Source organism: Pseudomonas sp. PLMAX, from assembly GCF_046042685.1.
GTDB lineage: Bacteria > Pseudomonadota > Gammaproteobacteria > Pseudomonadales > Pseudomonadaceae > Aquipseudomonas > Aquipseudomonas putida_AE.
Genome location: NZ_CP064949.1, coordinates 5,362,501 through 5,377,980, shown reverse-complemented (window position 1 = coordinate 5,377,980; position 15,480 = coordinate 5,362,501). Strand labels below are relative to the sequence as shown.

The following is a 15,480-nucleotide window of genomic DNA, read 5'->3' as shown; positions in this document are numbered from 1 at the left end:
TCCTATGTATGGGTTGTGCAGCGCGTGAATCGATGGCCGCGGCGGACCTGTAGGAGCCCGGCTTGCCGGCGAAGGCGTCCGAAAGACCAGCGCAACGTTCAAGGACGCCTTCGCCGGCAAGCCGGGCTCCTACAGTTAGGCGCCGCTCAATCCCTTGATCACCAGATCCACATCCCCTTCCAGTTCGGCCACCGGATCAGCAGCATCGACACTCAACACCACCAACCGACTCCCACCCTCGGTGACCGCCGCTTTCACCGCGTCCGACGGCTGCCGATGATGCAACACCACCGCCACGTCGTTGTCCTTGAGCGTTGCCGTCAAGGTCTTCAGTGCCTCAGGTGTCCACTCGGCATCCGGTCGTGCATCCAGCCCTACCAACTCCAGATTGAGCCCGCCAATCAGGTAGCCAAAGTGATCGCTCAAACTCATCACGCTGAGGTTGTCGGCGGCCGCAAGGCGCGCTTCGCTGGCGGCGCTGAGCTTGAGCAAACGCTGTTTCAGCGCCGCCAGGTTCGCCTCGATCGCGGGCTTGGCCGTGGGGGCCAGGCGCATCAGGTCCGCCGCCATCACGTCAGCCATGCGTCCCATGTTGTTGCTGGCCAGCCATGGCTGACTGTTCAAGCCATCGACCTGATTGCCCGGCTGCACGGCAATGCCGGGCAGGGCACCATCCACCGGTCGGGCGGCGTCGACTTCGATGATGCGGATATTGCTGCGCCGGGAGATCGGGTACAGCGGATCGTCCGGCCACAGTGAACGCAAGCCGATCACCGCATCGGCGTCGGTCGCCAATTTAGCCAGCGCCGGGGCACCACGGCCGGTGAAGTAGGCGGTCTGGCGACTGCCCGGCAGGTTGGCGGGCGCCGCGCGTTCAAGGCTGACATCGGTGCCTTTGAGCAACACTTCGCCCAGGCCGTAGGTGATGGGCAACGAGGCCAGCACCCGCAGTGGTTTGCTGCCTTCAGCGGCCAAGGTTGTGGTGGCGAGCCCGCACAGGGCGAGGGCCAGGGTCAGTTGTCGCAGAGAAAATGACATTTATCCAAGGTTCCCTTTGAGGCTGGGGACGACGCCGCGCGCGATGGCGGCCAGGGCGAAGGCGATACCGGCCACGAGGATGATCGCGGCACCGGACGGGATCGGCAGGTCGAAGACGATCGGCGCGAGAATCCCGCACAGCGTGCTCACCGTGGCGATCAGCACCGAGCACCAGAAGAAGCCCTTGAGCGACTGGCTGAGCAAGCGTGCGGCCGCGGCCGGTATCACCAACAGCGCGCCGACCAGGATGGCGCCAATGACTTTCACGGCGGCGACGGTGATCAGCGTCACCAGGATCACGAACAGGTAATCCAGGGACTTCACCGCCACCCCGCGCACCGCCGCCAGTTGCGGATTGAAGCTGGCGAGCATGATGCGGTTGTACAGCGGCAACGCCAGGGCCATGACCAGTGAACCGACGATGGCCAGCACCAGCAGGTCATTGCCGTTGACCGTCAGCACCGAACCGAACAGCACGTTTTCGAGGATGTGCACGTTGATCTTGCCGGCCAGGATCAGCAGCAAACTGGCACCCAGCGCCAACGACACCGACAGGAACACGCCGATCAAGGTATCCGGCGCCAGGCCCGTGCGGTTGCGCAGGTAGTTGAGCAGGATGCCGAACAACAGGCAGTAGCCGAACAGGCTGCCGTAAGGCCCGGTGTAGGGTTCGCCCAGCAGGATGCCGATGGCCACGCCGGTCAGCGCCGCGTGACCCACCGCTTCGGAGAAAAACGCGAAGCGCTTGACCACCACCAGGGTGCCCAAACCACCCAGCACCGGGCCGATCAGCAAACCGGCGAGCAGCGCGTTGACCACAAATCCATAGGCCAGCGCCTCAGGCAGATAACCCGACGAGGCCCAGCCCTGGACCATCAAGCGAAAGGCTTCGTAACTCATCAGGCAAGGCTCCGTGGATGGGTCGAAAACAGCGTCAGCAGGCGATCCGGGGTCAGCGCCTGTTGCGGCGTGGCGTCGAACAGCACCCGGCGGTTGAGCCCGGTGACATGATCGGCCAGGCGCCCGACCGCTTCCAGGTCGTGCTCGATCCACAGCACGGTGATGCCCGCCGCCCGCCAGTCGCCCAGCAAACGTTCGAATACGCGGATGCCGGCTTCATCGAGGGCTGACATCGGTTCGTCCAGCACCAACAGCTGCGGCGCTGGAATCAACCCTTGCGCCAACAACACCCGCTGACGTTCGCCGCCCGACAGCGCACCCATGCGCCGCTTGCGCTTGTCCTGCATGCCGACCCGCTCCAGCGCCTCACCAATCGCCGTTGCGTAATGCTTGCTCAAACCGAGGAACGCCGGACGCCGCTGGCACATCGCGGCCATGAAATCGTCCACGGTCATCGGCAGGCCACGATCGAATTCCAGCGCCTGGGGCACGTAGCCGATCGTCCCCGGCTCGCCCGGCCATTGCAGGCTCAAACGGCCCTGGTGCGGCATCTGCCCGAGCAGGGTCTTGATCAGCGAACTCTTGCCGCCACCGTTGGGGCCGACCAGCGCATGCACGCTGCCGGGGCGGACCTGAAAGGTGACTTTGTCGAGGATCGTCGTGCGCCCGAGGGTCAGGCTGACGTCGGCGAAATCCAGGGTCGGCCCCGAAACCTGTGGGAGCGAGCCTGCTCGCGATTGCGCTGTGTCATTCAATGAAGGTGCCGCCTGACTGGACGCCTTCGCGAGCAGGCTCGCTCCCACAGGGGATTGCGCATCGGCCAGGAGGGTTTCTTTCGATGTCATGCCCCGGACTCCTGAATCGCCCGTACCACGGTGTTGAGGTTGCCGGTCATTTCCTTTTCATACTTGTCGGCGGTGTATTCGCCGTAGGAAATGTGCGACAGCGGGTACAGCTTCACCCCGGATTCGCGCTGGATGGTGTCGACGTAGGTGGAAGGGAAGTCCATCTCCGAGAAGATCACCTTCACGTCCAGCTCACGCAGCTGGTCGATGGTCTTTTTCAGCTGGCTCGGGCTCGGTTCGATGCCGTGTGCCGGCTCAACCACCGCCGTCACCTCCAGGCCGAATTCGCGTAGCAGGTAATCGTAGGCGGCGTGAACCGTGGCCACGCGCAATTCGGCGTTCGGCGCCTCGGTCAACTTGGCCAGGGCGTCGGCGCGCATCTTGCGCAGGCGCTTGCCGTAGGCTCGGGCGTTCTCGGTGTAGGTCTTGGCATTGGCCGGGTCGAGTTTTCCCAGTTCCCGGGCAATATTGTTGACCTGGGCAATCGAGGCGCTGATCGACAGGAAGGTGTGCGGGTTGACCACCTTGCCGGCGCCGCGTGCGGCAACGCCGGTAGCGGCCAGCAGCGGCACGTTTTCGTTGGCCTCGATCACCGGCACGTTCGGCGTTTCACTGGCAGCGATCATGCGGTCGGCGAAATCGTCATGGCCGACGCCATTGAGCACGATCACGTCGAGCCCGCTGATGCGCTTGATGTCCTCGGCCCGTGGTTCGTAGGCGTGGGGGTTGAAGCCAGCGGGAATCAGCGGCACCACTTCGGCCTTGTCGCCGACGATGTTGGCCACGTAGCTGTAATAAGGGTGCAGGGTGATGCCGATGCGCAGGCGCTTGGCCTGGTCGGCGCTGGCCAGGGGTGTCAGCAGGCAGGCCAGCAGGCCGACCAGTGACAGGCGCAGGAAAGAACGTAGCGATGAAGTAGGCATGGGAAAGCGGTCTTCTCTCGGAGGAAGGCGAGGGTTCAGTGTCGGTGCTGGCGGGTCACGCCGGCATCGAATTGCGCGACGATCTGCTGCCAGCCGGCGCCTTCGAGCGTGGCATCGCTGAGGTCGGCGGGGGCCTTGAGGTCGGTGGCGCGGTTGAGCCAGATGTCCGGCGCGTCGTCGTCAGCGCTCAGGCGCATCAGGAACGAGCCGGCCACTGTGGTGCTCTGGCTCTGTCCGAAGTACGCCCTGGCGTCGAGCAACTGCCAGGCATGACCACCGCGGCTGACCGAACTGGCGTCCTGGGCAAAGGGGGCAAAGCCTTCATCGGCGAGGGTTTCAGGTGTCGGCAAGGTCTGTTGTTCCTGGCGCAGCAAGTGAATCTCGTCGAGGGTCACGCGCAGATCGGCGTAGATGCCTTGTTCGGAGGCGCTCAGGTCGCGGCGGGCATCCAGTTGATGACTGTTGACGCTGCTCACCTGCTGCGACTCACCACGCCAGGCGACCACGGAACCTGCCACCGCCAGGATCATCAGGCACAACAGCAATACGTAGAGGGTTTCGTGGCCGGCACCGGCCGGGCGGACGACTTGGGTGGTTGGCGTACTCATGGGCTTTCGATGTCCGCCTGGTCGATTTCGACCACATGGCCTGGGCCCGCGTCGAACAGCACATAGAACTCGGCCCCGGGTTTCTTGAAGGTCAGGGTCGAGTCGGCCCCGAGCTTGCCTGGCACCAGAATGGTTTCGTCGTAGCCGATCACGTCCAGCGTCACGCCCGGTGCGCCACTGCCGTCGGAAAAACCGCCGGTGCACTTGATCTGCTCGGCGTCGATGGCCTTGCATTCGCACATCGGGTTGTGGGCCAGGGCGCTTGCGCTGAAGCCGGCGCAGAGCACCAGCAGCGCGGCGCGCAAAGGACGAAGAGGGTTGATCATGGTTTGCCTCCTTGGGTGGACAGCCAGGCGAGGGTGGCGGGGGAAGCCTGGCTCAGAGGAATGGATGCCTGATGCATGGAGCCGTCCCAGCCTTCCATGGTGATCCACAGTTCGGCGTCGGCTTTGGTTTTTTCCGGGATCGGCAGCATGGCGCCCATGCGGTACGGGGTGCCGAAGAAAATCACCCCGGCGGCGCGCAGGCTGCGTGGCTTGCCGATGCGCAGGTATGTCGCCTTGACCTGCTCGCGGCAGCTGTCGCACAGCGCGGCGTTGAAGCTTTTCATGTGGCCGGCCGGGCCATCGGGCCGTGGTGCTTCGTTGCGCAGTTCGGCCAGGCGCAGGCTCCAGGGTCCGACCTGGACTTCGCCAATTTCCCGCTCGCCCAGCCCCGTGTCACCGCGAAACAGCGCAGCATCGGCGAAGTATTTGGGCATGAAGCCCAGCGGCACCAGCAACAGCAGGACGTTGATGTGGAAACGCCATTTGTGCCAGAGGCGGCTCAGGGTCGAACGGGGTGCTTGAGTGGCGACCTGGCTCATGGGCTGACCTCCGTGGTTTCACGGCTGTTCGCCGTAGCAGGCTCGTTGCGCGGGCGTTTGTTGCTGCGCTTGAGGGCGTTGGCCGTGGCCAGGGCGGTGCGTTTGGTCCAGATCAGCAGGCCGCTGAGCACCATCATGCTCAACAGCAGGCCGAAGAAGCACCAGATCAGCTTGATCCAGATACCACCGAAATCACCGGTGTGCAGCGGACGCATGGATTCGGTGACGAACTCCAGGCCCGAGCGGTCCGACAGCAGGCGCGTGGCGGCGACTTCGCCGGTGTAGGGGTTGATGTCGGCGGTCTGGAACATCAGCGGGTACCAACTGCGCCCACCCACCGACAGGTAGCTGTAGGCATTGGCCGGCATGCTGACGAAACTCTCGTCGAGCCCCGGGATACGTGCCTTGGCCTCGCGGATCGCCGCTTCCAGGCTGATCATCGGCGTGGGCGACCCATCGGCGGTGAGCGGCACGCTTTCCCGCGGGACCACGGCAGCCACCGGCGCGGTGGAGATGGAAATCTGGTTGTCGAACATGAACGCCTCGATCAGGAACCAGGTGCTGGTGACGGAAATCACCGCAATGAACCAGATCGACCAGATGCCGCTGAGACGGTGGAAATCCCCCCAGAAAATCCGCGCGCCATGGCGAATGCGCAGGGTCGGACGCAAAAAACCTTTCCAGAACCGCTTGTACACCACCAGCCCGGTCACCAGGGACGCCAGCATCGGCAGGCTGAGGAACGACACCAGGTACCAGCCCCAGCTGTAGCCGTTGGTGAACGGCACCAGCCACCAGCCATGCAGGGCACGGGTGAAGGCCTGGAAGTTGAACTGCGGCGCGGGGCCCTGGATGGCACCGGTGTAGGGGTTGACGTACACCGTCAGCGCCCGCCCGTCGGGGTAGGTGACGCCGACGTCCAGGGCGAAGTGCGATTCGTCGGAGCGGCTGATGCTGTCGACGATGATGTCGGGCTCGGCCTGCCTGATCGCGGCGACGATCTGGTCGTAATTGAGCCGCGGCGCATCGTCCGCAGGCGCGCTGGCGCGCATTTGCGGGTTGGCCAGCCAGACGATCTCCTGGCTGACCACCGCCAACGTGCCGGTCACACAGACGATCAGGACGAAAAACCAGATCGGCAGCGCCAGCCAGCTATGGACCAGGAACCAGAGTTTGGAGCGGGATTTCTTCGACATGATCAGGGCGTCTTATATCGATGAAAGGCCTCTGCTACGGGCTTCGCAGCGATGAGGTCAATGGAAGGTCCGGTCGTGGCTTTTGCCTACGCGACAGGACTGCATCTATATAGGACGGATGAGCACCCTAAATCAGGAAGGGAGATATGAAAGAAAATGTTTCGTGTTTCGCCAGGCCATCGTCGCCAGGGGCAAGCCCACTCCCACCGGTTCACAGAAGATCCCCTGTGGGAGCGAGCTTGCTCGCGAAGAGGGCCGCTCAGGCACCGCATATTTCACCCTTGCTGGAACATCTCCTTCGCCCTCTGCTCGATCTGCTCCTGAGTCAGGTCCTCTTTACGCGTGGCCAGGAACCACATATGCCCATAGGGATCCTTCAAGGTCCCGGAACGGTCACCGTAAAACTGGTCCTTGACCTCGGAAACCACGGTGCCGCCAGCGTCGATCGCCTGTTTGTAGGACTTGTCCACATCGGTCACGTACAGGTGCAGGCCCACCGACGGCGAGTTGTCGGGATTGCTCAGCGGCCCTTGATCGCACGGAGTGCCGAGCATGATCGGGCAATCGCCAATGCGCAGTTCGGCGTGGCCGATGCCGCCGTCGGGCATGGACAGGCGCATGACCTCGATGGCGCCGAAGGCCTTTTTGTAGAAATCGATGGCTTCGGCTGCTTTTTGAATGCCCAGGTACGGGGTGATGCTGTGATAACCCTCTGGAATCGGTTTAACGCTCATGATGGGTTCTCCCTTTTTCTTGTTGTGGATTGAAGATCGCTCTCCAGCCGAACAATTGTAGGAGCTGCAGGAGGCTGCGATCCTTTGATTTTGATCTTCGGAATGTTTCAAGTTCACAAAAAGATGCTCGCGATGGCCGCGCCGCTATCTCGGCTCAACCCCCGATTCCAGCAACTGCGCCCCTGGCCCACGCTCCCCCAGCACATCGCCAAAATTACGCAACGGACACGCCTCCATCGACAAACACCCGCAACCAATGCAGCCATTCAACTTGTCCCGCAACAAGGTCAACTGATTGATCCGCTCATCCAGCTCCCGGCTCCACTGCGCCGACATCACCTGCCAGTCCGCCGCCGTCGGTGCGCGATTGTCCGGCAGGGCCTTGAGCGCCTCGCCGATCTCCGCCAACGGAATGCCCAGGCGCTGGGCCACCTTGATCAACGCCACCCGCCGCAACACCTCCCGTGGATAACGGCGCTGGTTGCCCTGGTTGCGGTAGCTCTTGATCAATCCCTTGGTTTCATAAAAGTGCAGCGCCGTGACCGCGACGCCGCTGCGGGCCGCCAGTTGGCCGACGCTGAGCTCCTTATGGGAGTTTTGCGAGGTAATCATTTAAAAAATGCCCCTTGACCTTGACTTAACTGGAGGTTTTACCCTGCACGTCTTCGGATCGCAAGATTCGCTTTGTACCTGAGTGGGGACTATCCATGAACGCGCCAGCCAAACATCGCAGCTTCACCCAACTGATCGAATTCGAAATCGAACCGCATCAACAATTGGCGCTGGTGTCGGCGCTGTCGCAGCAGACCGAGCGTCTGGCCCAGCACCACAGCGGCTTTCTGAGTGCCAGCATCCAGGCCAGCGAGGACGGTCGGCGGGTGCTCAATTACCTGCAATGGCAAACCCGTGAGGCGGGGGAGGCGGCGTTTCAGGCGTTTGAAAGCGGCGAACAGGATTTCTGGCAGCTGATCCGCGCCCATCAGGCGAAGGCCGTGACCTTCGGCTCGTTCCAGGTGCTGCACAGCCTGGAACGCAGCCACGATCAGGCGCTGCACTGCAATCTGCCGGGTTAGATCGACAGTTGCTCGGCTAATTGCGCCAGCAGAGCCTGGGTCAGCACCAGGGTGCGCGAAGGGCGCCAGGTACCGCCGGAGAGGGCAATGACTTTCAATGGACGCTACATCATATGAAGCCTGCATTGGAAAATCCCGATAGCCACTATCGAGAGCGTTGATTTCTGCTCGGATAAAGGCGCGAGTAGCCTGTGTTCATTGCCCCGAACCTGATGCCAGGACGCCGAAAATGAAACCTCTAATCGCCACTTTCTTGCTGCTCGCGGTCTCCGTACTCGCTGGATGTGCCAGCCATGTTTCCCCGGAATTGCGCCCCTACACCGCTGAAGAAACCCGGGAACTGGCGCTGGAGGCGCTGAATCGTCGCGGCTTGTCCTTCGACGAATACCACGCGAAGAAAGCCGAACTGCTCGGCCAGCCACAGAAGACATTTGGCTTCGACAAACAGGGCGAGATGAACGCCGAGCGAGCTGTACAGCTGCACGGTCGCCCGAGCTGAGCCAAGACTGTACTGCTCGAACTTTCGCCTAACTGTCCATGGGTTTCCCCCAAGGTTCGCGATAGGGTCAATACCTGACTGACCCCGATGGACTGCCACCCATGACACTCTCGTTCGATCTGCTGCTGGGCTTTGCCCTGTTTGCCCTCGTCACCTCGATCACGCCCGGTCCGAACAACACCATGTTGCTGGCCTCCGGGGTGAACTTCGGCTTTCAACGGACCATTCCCCACATGCTGGGCATCACCTGCGGATTCTTCGTGCTGGTCGTGGCAGTAGGGTTCGGGCTGGGCGCGGTGTTCCAGGCTTATCCCGTGCTGTACACGGTGCTGCGTTACGTCGGTGCGGCATACTTGCTGTACCTGGCGTGGAAAATCGCCCATTCCGGCCCCGTCTCCGACAGCGCGAAAGGCGAGGCCAAGCCGATCAGCTACCTGGGCGCCGCCGCTTTCCAGTGGGTCAACCCCAAGGCCTGGATCATGGCGATCGGTGCCATCAGCACCTACACACCCATGCAGGGCTACTTCACCAACGTGATCGTGATTGCGGCGGTGTTCGCCCTGATCAACCTGCCGAGCGTCGGCGTCTGGGCCGCTTGCGGCACGCTGCTGCGCAACGTGCTCAAGGATCGGCGCTGGTTGCGCCTGTTCAACTGGGGCATGGCCGCGCTGCTGGTGGCGTCGCTGTATCCGATCTTGCTCGAAAGCTTTAGCTGACGCATTGCTTCAACCGCTTGCCCGATGCCTGTTAAGCTGGCTTTTCAGGAGCGTTCCGACGCACTTTTAAATGAAGTTGTTCTTCTTTAACGGCATCCGATCAGGTATTGGTAACCTTCTGAAAACAGCACGCAGCTCATGAGGCTGCGTCTTGCCGTTTGCAGTCATGAGCTTCCTGATCCCGGAACACGCTCTGCGAGTCTTTTATGAATAAACGTCCGCTGTATTTCGACTACGCCGCCACCACGCCGGTGGATGAGCGCGTCATCAAGATCATGGTCGAGTGCCTGGGCTTTGACGGCAACTTCGGCAATCCGGCCTCCAGCTCCCATGCTTTTGGCCAACAGGCCCGGCAAACGGTCGAGCAGGCGCGGCGCCAGGTCGCCGAACTGGTTGGCGCCACGCCCGAACAGATCGTCTGGACCTCGGGCGCCACCGAATCCAACAACCTGGCCCTCAAGGGCGTTGCCCAGGCCCGCGGTGTATCCGGCGGCCACATCATCACCAGCCAGATCGAACACAAGGCCATCCTCGACACCGCGAAACAGTTGCAGGACAGCGGGGTGGCGGTGACGTACCTGGTGCCGGACGCCGATGGCCTGATCAGCGCGCAAGCGGTGCGCGAAGCCATGCGCGAGGACACCTTCCTGGTGTCGCTGATGCTGGTCAACAATGAACTGGGCACGGTCAACGACATCCCGGCCATCGGCCAGGTGGTGCGCGGGCGCAATGCGTTGTTTCATGTCGACGCGGCGCAAGGCGCGGGCAAGGTAGCGATCGACCTGGCGCAGTGGCCGGTGGACCTGATGTCCTTCTCGGCGCACAAGCTCTATGGTCCCAAAGGCATCGGCGCGCTGTATGTCGGACCGCGTGCGCAGCAGCGCCTGCTGGCGCAGATCCACGGCGGCGGTCACGAAGGCGGCCTGCGTTCCGGTACCCTGGCAACCCACCAGATCGCCGCGATGGGCGCGGCCTTCGCCCTGGCGGCAGCCTTGTTCGATGAAGAAAAAGCCTCGATCGTGCATCTGCGCGAACGCCTGCTCGAGCAATTGCTGAGCATTCCCGGCGTGCGGCTCAATGGCAGCCTGACTCAACGCATCCCGCATACCTTGAGCCTGACCTTCAGTGAAGGCGAGTTCAACTCGGCGGTGTTGCTCGCCTCGATGGCGTTCTCCGCGACCTCGGCCTGTAATTCCGCGAGCAATGCGCCCTCCCATGTGCTGCTGGCCCTGGGGCATGATGCCCGTACGGCGAGTCGCACCATTCGCTTGAGCCTGGGGCGTTTCACCACCGAACAGGATATCGACCAAGCGGTACAGCTGATTAGAACCGCCTGCGCCAGTGCTCCGGCATTCTGGCAATAGGGTAACAAAGTGCCGACCTTGATCGGCACCGAACAATAATGACGAGTGGTTAGCAGGAGTCACGATGAATACGCAGTTTACGATCACCGGGTCAGTGCCCCAGCGCCTGGCGCAAACCCGCGAGCTGATGAGCCGGGAGGGCATCCATGCCCTGCTGGTGCCGTCCGCCGATCCCCACCTGTCCGAATACCTGCCGGGTTACTGGCAAGGGCGCCAATGGTTGTCGGGTTTCCACGGTTCGGTCGGCACCCTGATCGTTACCGCGGATTTCGCCGGCGTCTGGGCCGACAGCCGTTATTGGGAACAGGCGAGCAAGGAACTCAAGGGCAGCGGCATCGAGCTGGTCAAGCTGCAACCGGGACAACCCGGGCCGCTGGACTGGCTGGCCGAGCAGACCCCGCAAGGCGGCGTGGTCGCGGTCGATGGCGCGGTGATGGCGGTGGCTTCCGCGCGCACATTGGGCAGCAAGCTGGAAGAGCGGGGCGCGCGCCTGCGTACCGACATCGACCTGTTGAGCGAAGTCTGGAGCGATCGCCCGAGCCTGCCGAACGAACCGATCTATCAGCACTTGCCGCCACAGGCCACCGTCAGCCGTGGCGAAAAACTCGCCAAGCTGCGCGAAACCCTGCAGGCACGTGGTGCCGACTGGCATTTCATCGCCACTCTCGATGACATTGCCTGGCTGTTCAACCTGCGCGGCGGCGATGTGTCGTTCAACCCGGTGTTCGTTTCCTTCGCCTTGATCAGCCAGCAGCAGGCAACACTGTTCGTGGCGCTGAGCAAGGTCGATGCGCCGTTGCGTGCGGCCCTGGAACAGGACGGCGTGACCTTGCGCGATTACAGCGAAGTGGCCGAGGCCCTGCGTGCAGTGCCAGCGGGGGCGAGCCTGCTGGTCGACCCGGCGCGGGTCACGGCTGGCCTGCTGGGTAACCTCGACAGCGCTGTCAAACTGCTCGAAGGCCTGAATCCGACCACCCTGGCCAAGTCCCAGAAGAGCCTGGCCGACGCCGAACACATCCGCCAGGCCATGGAGCAGGACGGCGCGGCGCTGTGCGAATTCTTCACCTGGCTCGAATCGGCCTGGGGCCGTGAGCGGATTACCGAACTGACCATCGACGAAAAACTCACCGCAGCGCGCGAACGCCGGCCGGGTTACGTTTCGCTGAGCTTCAACACCATTGCCGCCTTCAACGCGAACGGCGCCATGCCGCATTATCACGCCACCGAAGAAGAGCACGCGGTGATCGAAGGTGACGGCTTGTTGCTGATCGATTCCGGCGGCCAGTACCTGGGTGGTACCACCGACATCACGCGCATGGTTGCGGTCGGCACGCCGACGCAGGAACAGAAACGCGATTGCACTCGGGTGCTCAAGGGCGTGATCGCGCTGTCCCGTGCGCGGTTCCCCAAAGGCATCCTGTCGCCACTGCTGGACGCCATCGCCCGGGCACCGATCTGGGCGGAAAACGTCGACTATGGCCACGGCACCGGTCACGGCGTCGGCTACTTCCTCAACGTTCACGAAGGTCCGCAGGTGATTGCCTACCAGGCTGCACCCGCGCCGCAAACCGCGATGCTGCCAGGCATGATCACCTCGATCGAACCCGGCACCTATCGTCCAGGCCGCTGGGGTGTGCGCATCGAGAACCTGGCGATGAACCGCGAGGCAGGCACCAGCGAATTCGGCGAATTCCTCAGTTTCGAAACCCTGACGCTGTGCCCGATTGACACACGCTGCCTGGAAACCTCGTTGCTGAGCGAGGAAGAAAAGCAGTGGTTCAACGCTTACCACGCCGAAGTGCGCGAGCGTTTGAGCCCGTTGCTCGACGGCGCTACGCTGGAGTGGTTGAACACCCGTACTGCGGCCATCTGATTGACTTGAGCTCGGGCGCCGTCTCCAGCGCCCGGGCCTCGGGTTTTAACTCAGGGCTTCGATGACAAAATCCAACCGATCCTGGCCAAAAAACAGCTGATCACCGACAAACATGCTCGGTGCGCCGAACACGCCGCGTTGCACGGCTTTTTCAGTGGTTTCCTTGAGGGCATTCTTGACCTCTTCGTCAGCGCTCAGGGCCAGGATTTCTTCCGGGTCGAAACCGTTTTCGCTCAATACTGCCCCGACAGTGGCCGGATCATTGAGGTTGCGACCATCGATCCACAGTGCCTTGAAGAGGCAATCGATGAACGCGGCAAAGCGCTCGGGTTGGCGCAACTGCACACCTGTCACGGCACGCATGAGCACCAGTGTGTTGATCGGGAAGTGCGGGTTGATTTTCAATGGCACGCCATAGCGATTGGCGTAACGATCCAGGTCTATGAACATGTAGCGACCCTTGGCAGGTATGGTCGCCGGGGAAGCGTTGCCGGTGGCTTTGAACACACCGCCGAGCAGGATGGGCACGTAGATCAGCTGGCTGTCGGTCTGCTCACAGATCTTCGGTAGTTGGGTGTACGCCAGGTAGGTGGCGGGGCTGCCCAGGTCGAAATAGAACTCCACGATCTTGCTCATGGTCGATGCACTCTTTTTGTTGTTGTAGGGGAGGGGTTACCAGCGTTCGCTCCAGGGGCGCAGGTCCAGTTCGAAGGTCCAGGCATCGCGGGGCTGGCTGTGCAGGTACCAATAGTTCTCTGCGATGTGTTCGGGGTCGAGAATGCCGTCCTGATCCTTGGTCGCGTACTTCTCGGGGAAACTGTCACGGATGAAATCGGTATCGATGGCGCCGTCGACGACGACGTGGGCGACATGAATATTCATCGGCCCCAGTTCGCGCGCCATGCTTTGTGCCAGCGCACGGATCCCGTGCTTGGCGCCGGCAAACGCCGCAAAACCTGCGGCGCCGCGCAAACCGGCGGTGGCGCCGGTGAACAGGATCGTGCCCCGTTGCCGCTTGGCCATGCGCTTGGCCACTTCCCGGCCATTGAGAAAGCCTGAGAAGCAGGCCATTTCCCAGATCTTGAAATACTTGCGGGCGGTTTCTTCGAGAATGCTGCAAGGCACGTTGGCGCCGATATTGAACACGAACGCTTCGATCGGGCCGATCTCGCTTTCGATCTGCTCGACCAGTGCAACCACATCGTCTTCCTTGCGGGCATCGCAGGCGAAGCCGTGGGCTTCACAGCCGGCTGCATTGATGGCATCGACCAGAGGCTGGAGCTTGTCCGCGCTGCGCCGGGTCACGCAGGCAACAAATCCCTCCTGTGCAAAGCGTTTGGCAATAGCGCCACCCGTGGCGTCCCCCGCGCCGACAACCAGTACGACCTTCTTGTTATTCATTGCCTGGACCTCTTTAGTAAACGATCGTTAACTAAACGAACGTTATGCTACGATTCGACAGGCGTCAAGATGATCGAACCAGAGGTAAGGACAATGCGTTATTCAGCCAGTCACAAGCTGGAAACCCGAGAGAAACTGCTGCAAAGCAGCGCGGTGTCGGCCAAGCAATCGGGTTTTTCCACGGTAGGTGTCGACGGTTTGATGAAGGCCATCGGTTTGAGTGGCGGGGCGTTCTATAGTCACTTCGCGTCCAAGGACGAGTTGTTCGCATCCATTGTCGAGCGTGAGCTGCGGCAAAGCCTGGAGCGGCTGGGGGCTGACCAGGATCGCGACAAATTCGAACGTTGCCTCGAGCTCTACCTGAGCATGTCCCACGTCGAGCACCCGGAAACCGGTTGTGCACTACCGGCGTTGGGGGCCGAGATTGCCCGCTCGGATCTACTGATCAGGCAGCAGGCTGAGCACTGGATCTGCCAGCTTCAGGAGCGTTGGGCGCAGGTGCTGGAGAGCGACAGCCTGGCCTGGGCGATTCTGTCGCAATGCGTCGGTGCACTGGTGGTGGCGCGAATGCTCGCCACGCCGGAGCTGCAGCGCAAGGTGCTGAAGTCCAGTCATGAGGAGATTGGCCGCCAGCTGGCAGGCCCGAGGGCCTGACAGGATGGCTGCAGATTATTTGCAGATGACGATCATGCTGCGGCTGGTGTAGCCCGCGGGGTTGATCCCGAACAGATAATCACCCGGTTCTTCAACGGCGTCGCCGGATTTGGCAATGACCTTGTAGCTCTTGGGGGCGCACGAGTTGGCGGCGCTGGAGTAGCACTGGTCCCATGAGGACGACAGCCCCGAACAGTTGATATGGATTCCTTTCTTGCCGTGTTTGGTCTGGGGTTTGGCGGTCGCCGCGCAGCCCGCAACTGCAAGAACGGCGATCAGTATCAAAATTCGTTTCATTGCTATCCTTGTAGCGTTCCCGGATCTATCGCCCGGTCTGGCAGTGTTCGCTTTACGCATGAAGCGTTTTGAGGCCCCTGTCCTGAAAAAATCCATTTCTGGCACTGGGTTGCGGGCCTAAACATGGCCTAATTGCGCGGCAATTACCAGAGTCTATGCAAATCCGCCCCTCAATCGGCTGCAACGGCGGGCTTGGCGTTACTGCCCATGGTCATGGTGGCGCCCACGGAAGCCAGGATGATGCACAAGATGGCCATCCACTGTGACAGAGACAGGAATTCCTGCAGGAACAACAGACCGGACAAGGCACCCACCGCCGGCTCGATGCTCATCAATGTGCCGAAGGTCCTGGCCGGCATGCGGGTGAGGGCGACCATTTCCAGCGTATAGGGGAGGGCCGTGGACAGCACGGCAACCCCGAGGGCGATCGGAATCAATGCCGGGGTCAACAGCGCCGCGCCGGCATGCACAATGCCGATCGGGGCGACAAACAG

At 62.0% G+C, this 15,480-nt stretch carries 20 protein-coding genes and 1 pseudogene (1 of these 21 only partly in view); 6 read left to right on the top strand and 15 right to left on the bottom strand.

Annotation, left to right across the window (positions count from 1 at the left end; all coding sequences use genetic code 11):
• Positions 1-135 precede the first annotated feature (135 nt).
• The 10 genes from DKB71_RS24375 to soxR all read right to left on the bottom strand — a co-directional run bounded on the left by DKB71_RS24375 (position 136) and on the right by soxR (position 7,721).
• Positions 136-1,038 (bottom strand): metal ABC transporter solute-binding protein, Zn/Mn family, encoded by a 903-nt coding sequence (locus DKB71_RS24375; RefSeq protein ID WP_408597948.1) that lies wholly within the window; start codon positions 1,036-1,038, stop codon positions 136-138.
• Positions 1,039-1,938 carry a metal ABC transporter permease gene (locus tag DKB71_RS24370; protein ID WP_033041974.1) on the bottom strand — a complete coding sequence of 300 codons (900 nt, stop codon included), beginning with the start codon at positions 1,936-1,938 and terminating at the stop codon, positions 1,039-1,041. It lies immediately after the preceding gene.
• Positions 1,938-2,783 (bottom strand): metal ABC transporter ATP-binding protein, encoded by an 846-nt coding sequence (locus DKB71_RS24365; RefSeq protein WP_408597945.1) that lies wholly within the window; start codon positions 2,781-2,783, stop codon positions 1,938-1,940. The genes DKB71_RS24370 and DKB71_RS24365 overlap by 1 nt, the downstream gene beginning before the upstream one ends.
• Positions 2,780-3,706, bottom strand: coding sequence for a metal ABC transporter substrate-binding protein (locus tag DKB71_RS24360; RefSeq protein ID WP_274073266.1), 927 nt, complete (start codon positions 3,704-3,706; stop codon positions 2,780-2,782). Before DKB71_RS24360 ends, DKB71_RS24365 begins: the two co-directional genes overlap by 4 nt.
• 35 nt (positions 3,707-3,741) lie before the next feature.
• Positions 3,742-4,314 (bottom strand): DUF6162 family protein, encoded by a 573-nt coding sequence (locus tag DKB71_RS24355; RefSeq protein ID WP_323608114.1) that lies wholly within the window; start codon positions 4,312-4,314, stop codon positions 3,742-3,744.
• Positions 4,311-4,640, bottom strand: coding sequence for a hypothetical protein (locus DKB71_RS24350; protein ID WP_274073268.1), 330 nt, complete (start codon positions 4,638-4,640; stop codon positions 4,311-4,313). Before DKB71_RS24350 ends, DKB71_RS24355 begins: the two co-directional genes overlap by 4 nt.
• Positions 4,637-5,179 carry a thiamine pyrophosphate-binding protein gene (locus DKB71_RS24345; RefSeq protein ID WP_274073269.1) on the bottom strand — a complete coding sequence of 181 codons (543 nt, stop codon included), beginning with the start codon at positions 5,177-5,179 and terminating at the stop codon, positions 4,637-4,639. The genes DKB71_RS24350 and DKB71_RS24345 overlap by 4 nt, the downstream gene beginning before the upstream one ends.
• Entirely contained in the window at positions 5,176-6,375 is a 1,200-nt protein-coding gene (locus tag DKB71_RS24340; RefSeq protein WP_408597941.1) for a PepSY-associated TM helix domain-containing protein, read from the bottom strand. The genes DKB71_RS24345 and DKB71_RS24340 overlap by 4 nt, the downstream gene beginning before the upstream one ends.
• Positions 6,376-6,650: 275 nt before the next feature.
• Positions 6,651-7,109: a VOC family protein gene (locus tag DKB71_RS24335; RefSeq protein ID WP_274073271.1), complete on the bottom strand. Its 459-nt coding sequence runs from the start codon at positions 7,107-7,109 to the stop codon at positions 6,651-6,653.
• Between the two features lie 144 nt (positions 7,110-7,253).
• Positions 7,254-7,721 (bottom strand): redox-sensitive transcriptional activator SoxR, encoded by a 468-nt coding sequence (gene soxR / locus DKB71_RS24330; protein ID WP_408597938.1) that lies wholly within the window; start codon positions 7,719-7,721, stop codon positions 7,254-7,256.
• 95 nt (positions 7,722-7,816) lie between these two features.
• On the opposite strand from soxR, the gene DKB71_RS24325 reads away from it, so the two are divergent.
• On the top strand, positions 7,817-8,182 hold the full coding sequence (locus DKB71_RS24325) for an antibiotic biosynthesis monooxygenase (protein WP_274073273.1): 366 nt from the start codon (positions 7,817-7,819) through the stop codon (positions 8,180-8,182).
• Here DKB71_RS24325 and DKB71_RS24320 read toward each other — a convergent pair.
• Positions 8,182-8,280, bottom strand: a pseudogene (locus DKB71_RS24320) (FMN reductase); the annotation flags it as partial. The gene DKB71_RS24325 and the pseudogene DKB71_RS24320 overlap by 1 nt on opposite strands.
• Positions 8,281-8,411: 131 nt before the next feature.
• Between DKB71_RS24320 and DKB71_RS24315 the strand changes: the two are divergent.
• From DKB71_RS24315 to DKB71_RS24300, 4 genes are all read left to right on the top strand, one after another.
• Positions 8,412-8,681 carry a hypothetical protein gene (locus tag DKB71_RS24315; RefSeq protein ID WP_274073274.1) on the top strand — a complete coding sequence of 90 codons (270 nt, stop codon included), beginning with the start codon at positions 8,412-8,414 and terminating at the stop codon, positions 8,679-8,681.
• A 101-nt stretch (positions 8,682-8,782) separates the two neighbouring features.
• Positions 8,783-9,397, top strand: a complete 615-nt coding sequence (locus DKB71_RS24310) for a LysE family translocator (protein ID WP_274073275.1) — start codon at positions 8,783-8,785, stop codon at positions 9,395-9,397.
• Between the two features lie 206 nt (positions 9,398-9,603).
• The gene (locus DKB71_RS24305; RefSeq protein WP_323629171.1) at positions 9,604-10,761 is read left to right on the top strand and encodes an aminotransferase class V-fold PLP-dependent enzyme; all 1,158 of its coding nucleotides are present in this window, start codon (positions 9,604-9,606) and stop codon (positions 10,759-10,761) included.
• A 64-nt stretch (positions 10,762-10,825) separates the two neighbouring features.
• Complete coding sequence (locus DKB71_RS24300; RefSeq protein WP_408597934.1) at positions 10,826-12,634, top strand: aminopeptidase P family protein; 1,809 nt, start codon at positions 10,826-10,828, stop codon at positions 12,632-12,634.
• 45 nt (positions 12,635-12,679) lie between these two features.
• Here DKB71_RS24300 and DKB71_RS24295 read toward each other — a convergent pair whose 3' ends face one another.
• Both DKB71_RS24295 and DKB71_RS24290 read right to left on the bottom strand, forming a co-directional pair.
• Entirely contained in the window at positions 12,680-13,270 is a 591-nt protein-coding gene (locus DKB71_RS24295; RefSeq protein WP_408597932.1) for a 2-hydroxychromene-2-carboxylate isomerase, read from the bottom strand.
• Between the two features lie 36 nt (positions 13,271-13,306).
• On the bottom strand, positions 13,307-14,035 hold the full coding sequence (locus DKB71_RS24290; RefSeq protein WP_323629168.1) for an SDR family oxidoreductase: 729 nt from the start codon (positions 14,033-14,035) through the stop codon (positions 13,307-13,309).
• Between the two features lie 93 nt (positions 14,036-14,128).
• Here DKB71_RS24290 and DKB71_RS24285 point away from each other — a divergent pair, with 93 nt between their 5' ends.
• Positions 14,129-14,689: a TetR/AcrR family transcriptional regulator gene (locus DKB71_RS24285; RefSeq protein WP_323629167.1), complete on the top strand. Its 561-nt coding sequence runs from the start codon at positions 14,129-14,131 to the stop codon at positions 14,687-14,689.
• 15 nt (positions 14,690-14,704) lie between these two features.
• Here DKB71_RS24285 and DKB71_RS24280 read toward each other — a convergent pair whose 3' ends face one another.
• Both DKB71_RS24280 and rhtA read right to left on the bottom strand, forming a co-directional pair.
• Positions 14,705-14,986, bottom strand: coding sequence for a hypothetical protein (locus tag DKB71_RS24280; RefSeq protein ID WP_408597929.1), 282 nt, complete (start codon positions 14,984-14,986; stop codon positions 14,705-14,707).
• Between the two features lie 170 nt (positions 14,987-15,156).
• Positions 15,157-15,480, bottom strand: the end of a protein-coding gene (gene rhtA, locus DKB71_RS24275) for a threonine/homoserine exporter RhtA (RefSeq protein ID WP_323608121.1). It continues 564 nt past the right edge of the window; only the last 324 of its 888 coding nucleotides appear in the window; its start codon lies off the right edge, out of view — the gene reads right to left on this strand; the stop codon is at positions 15,157-15,159.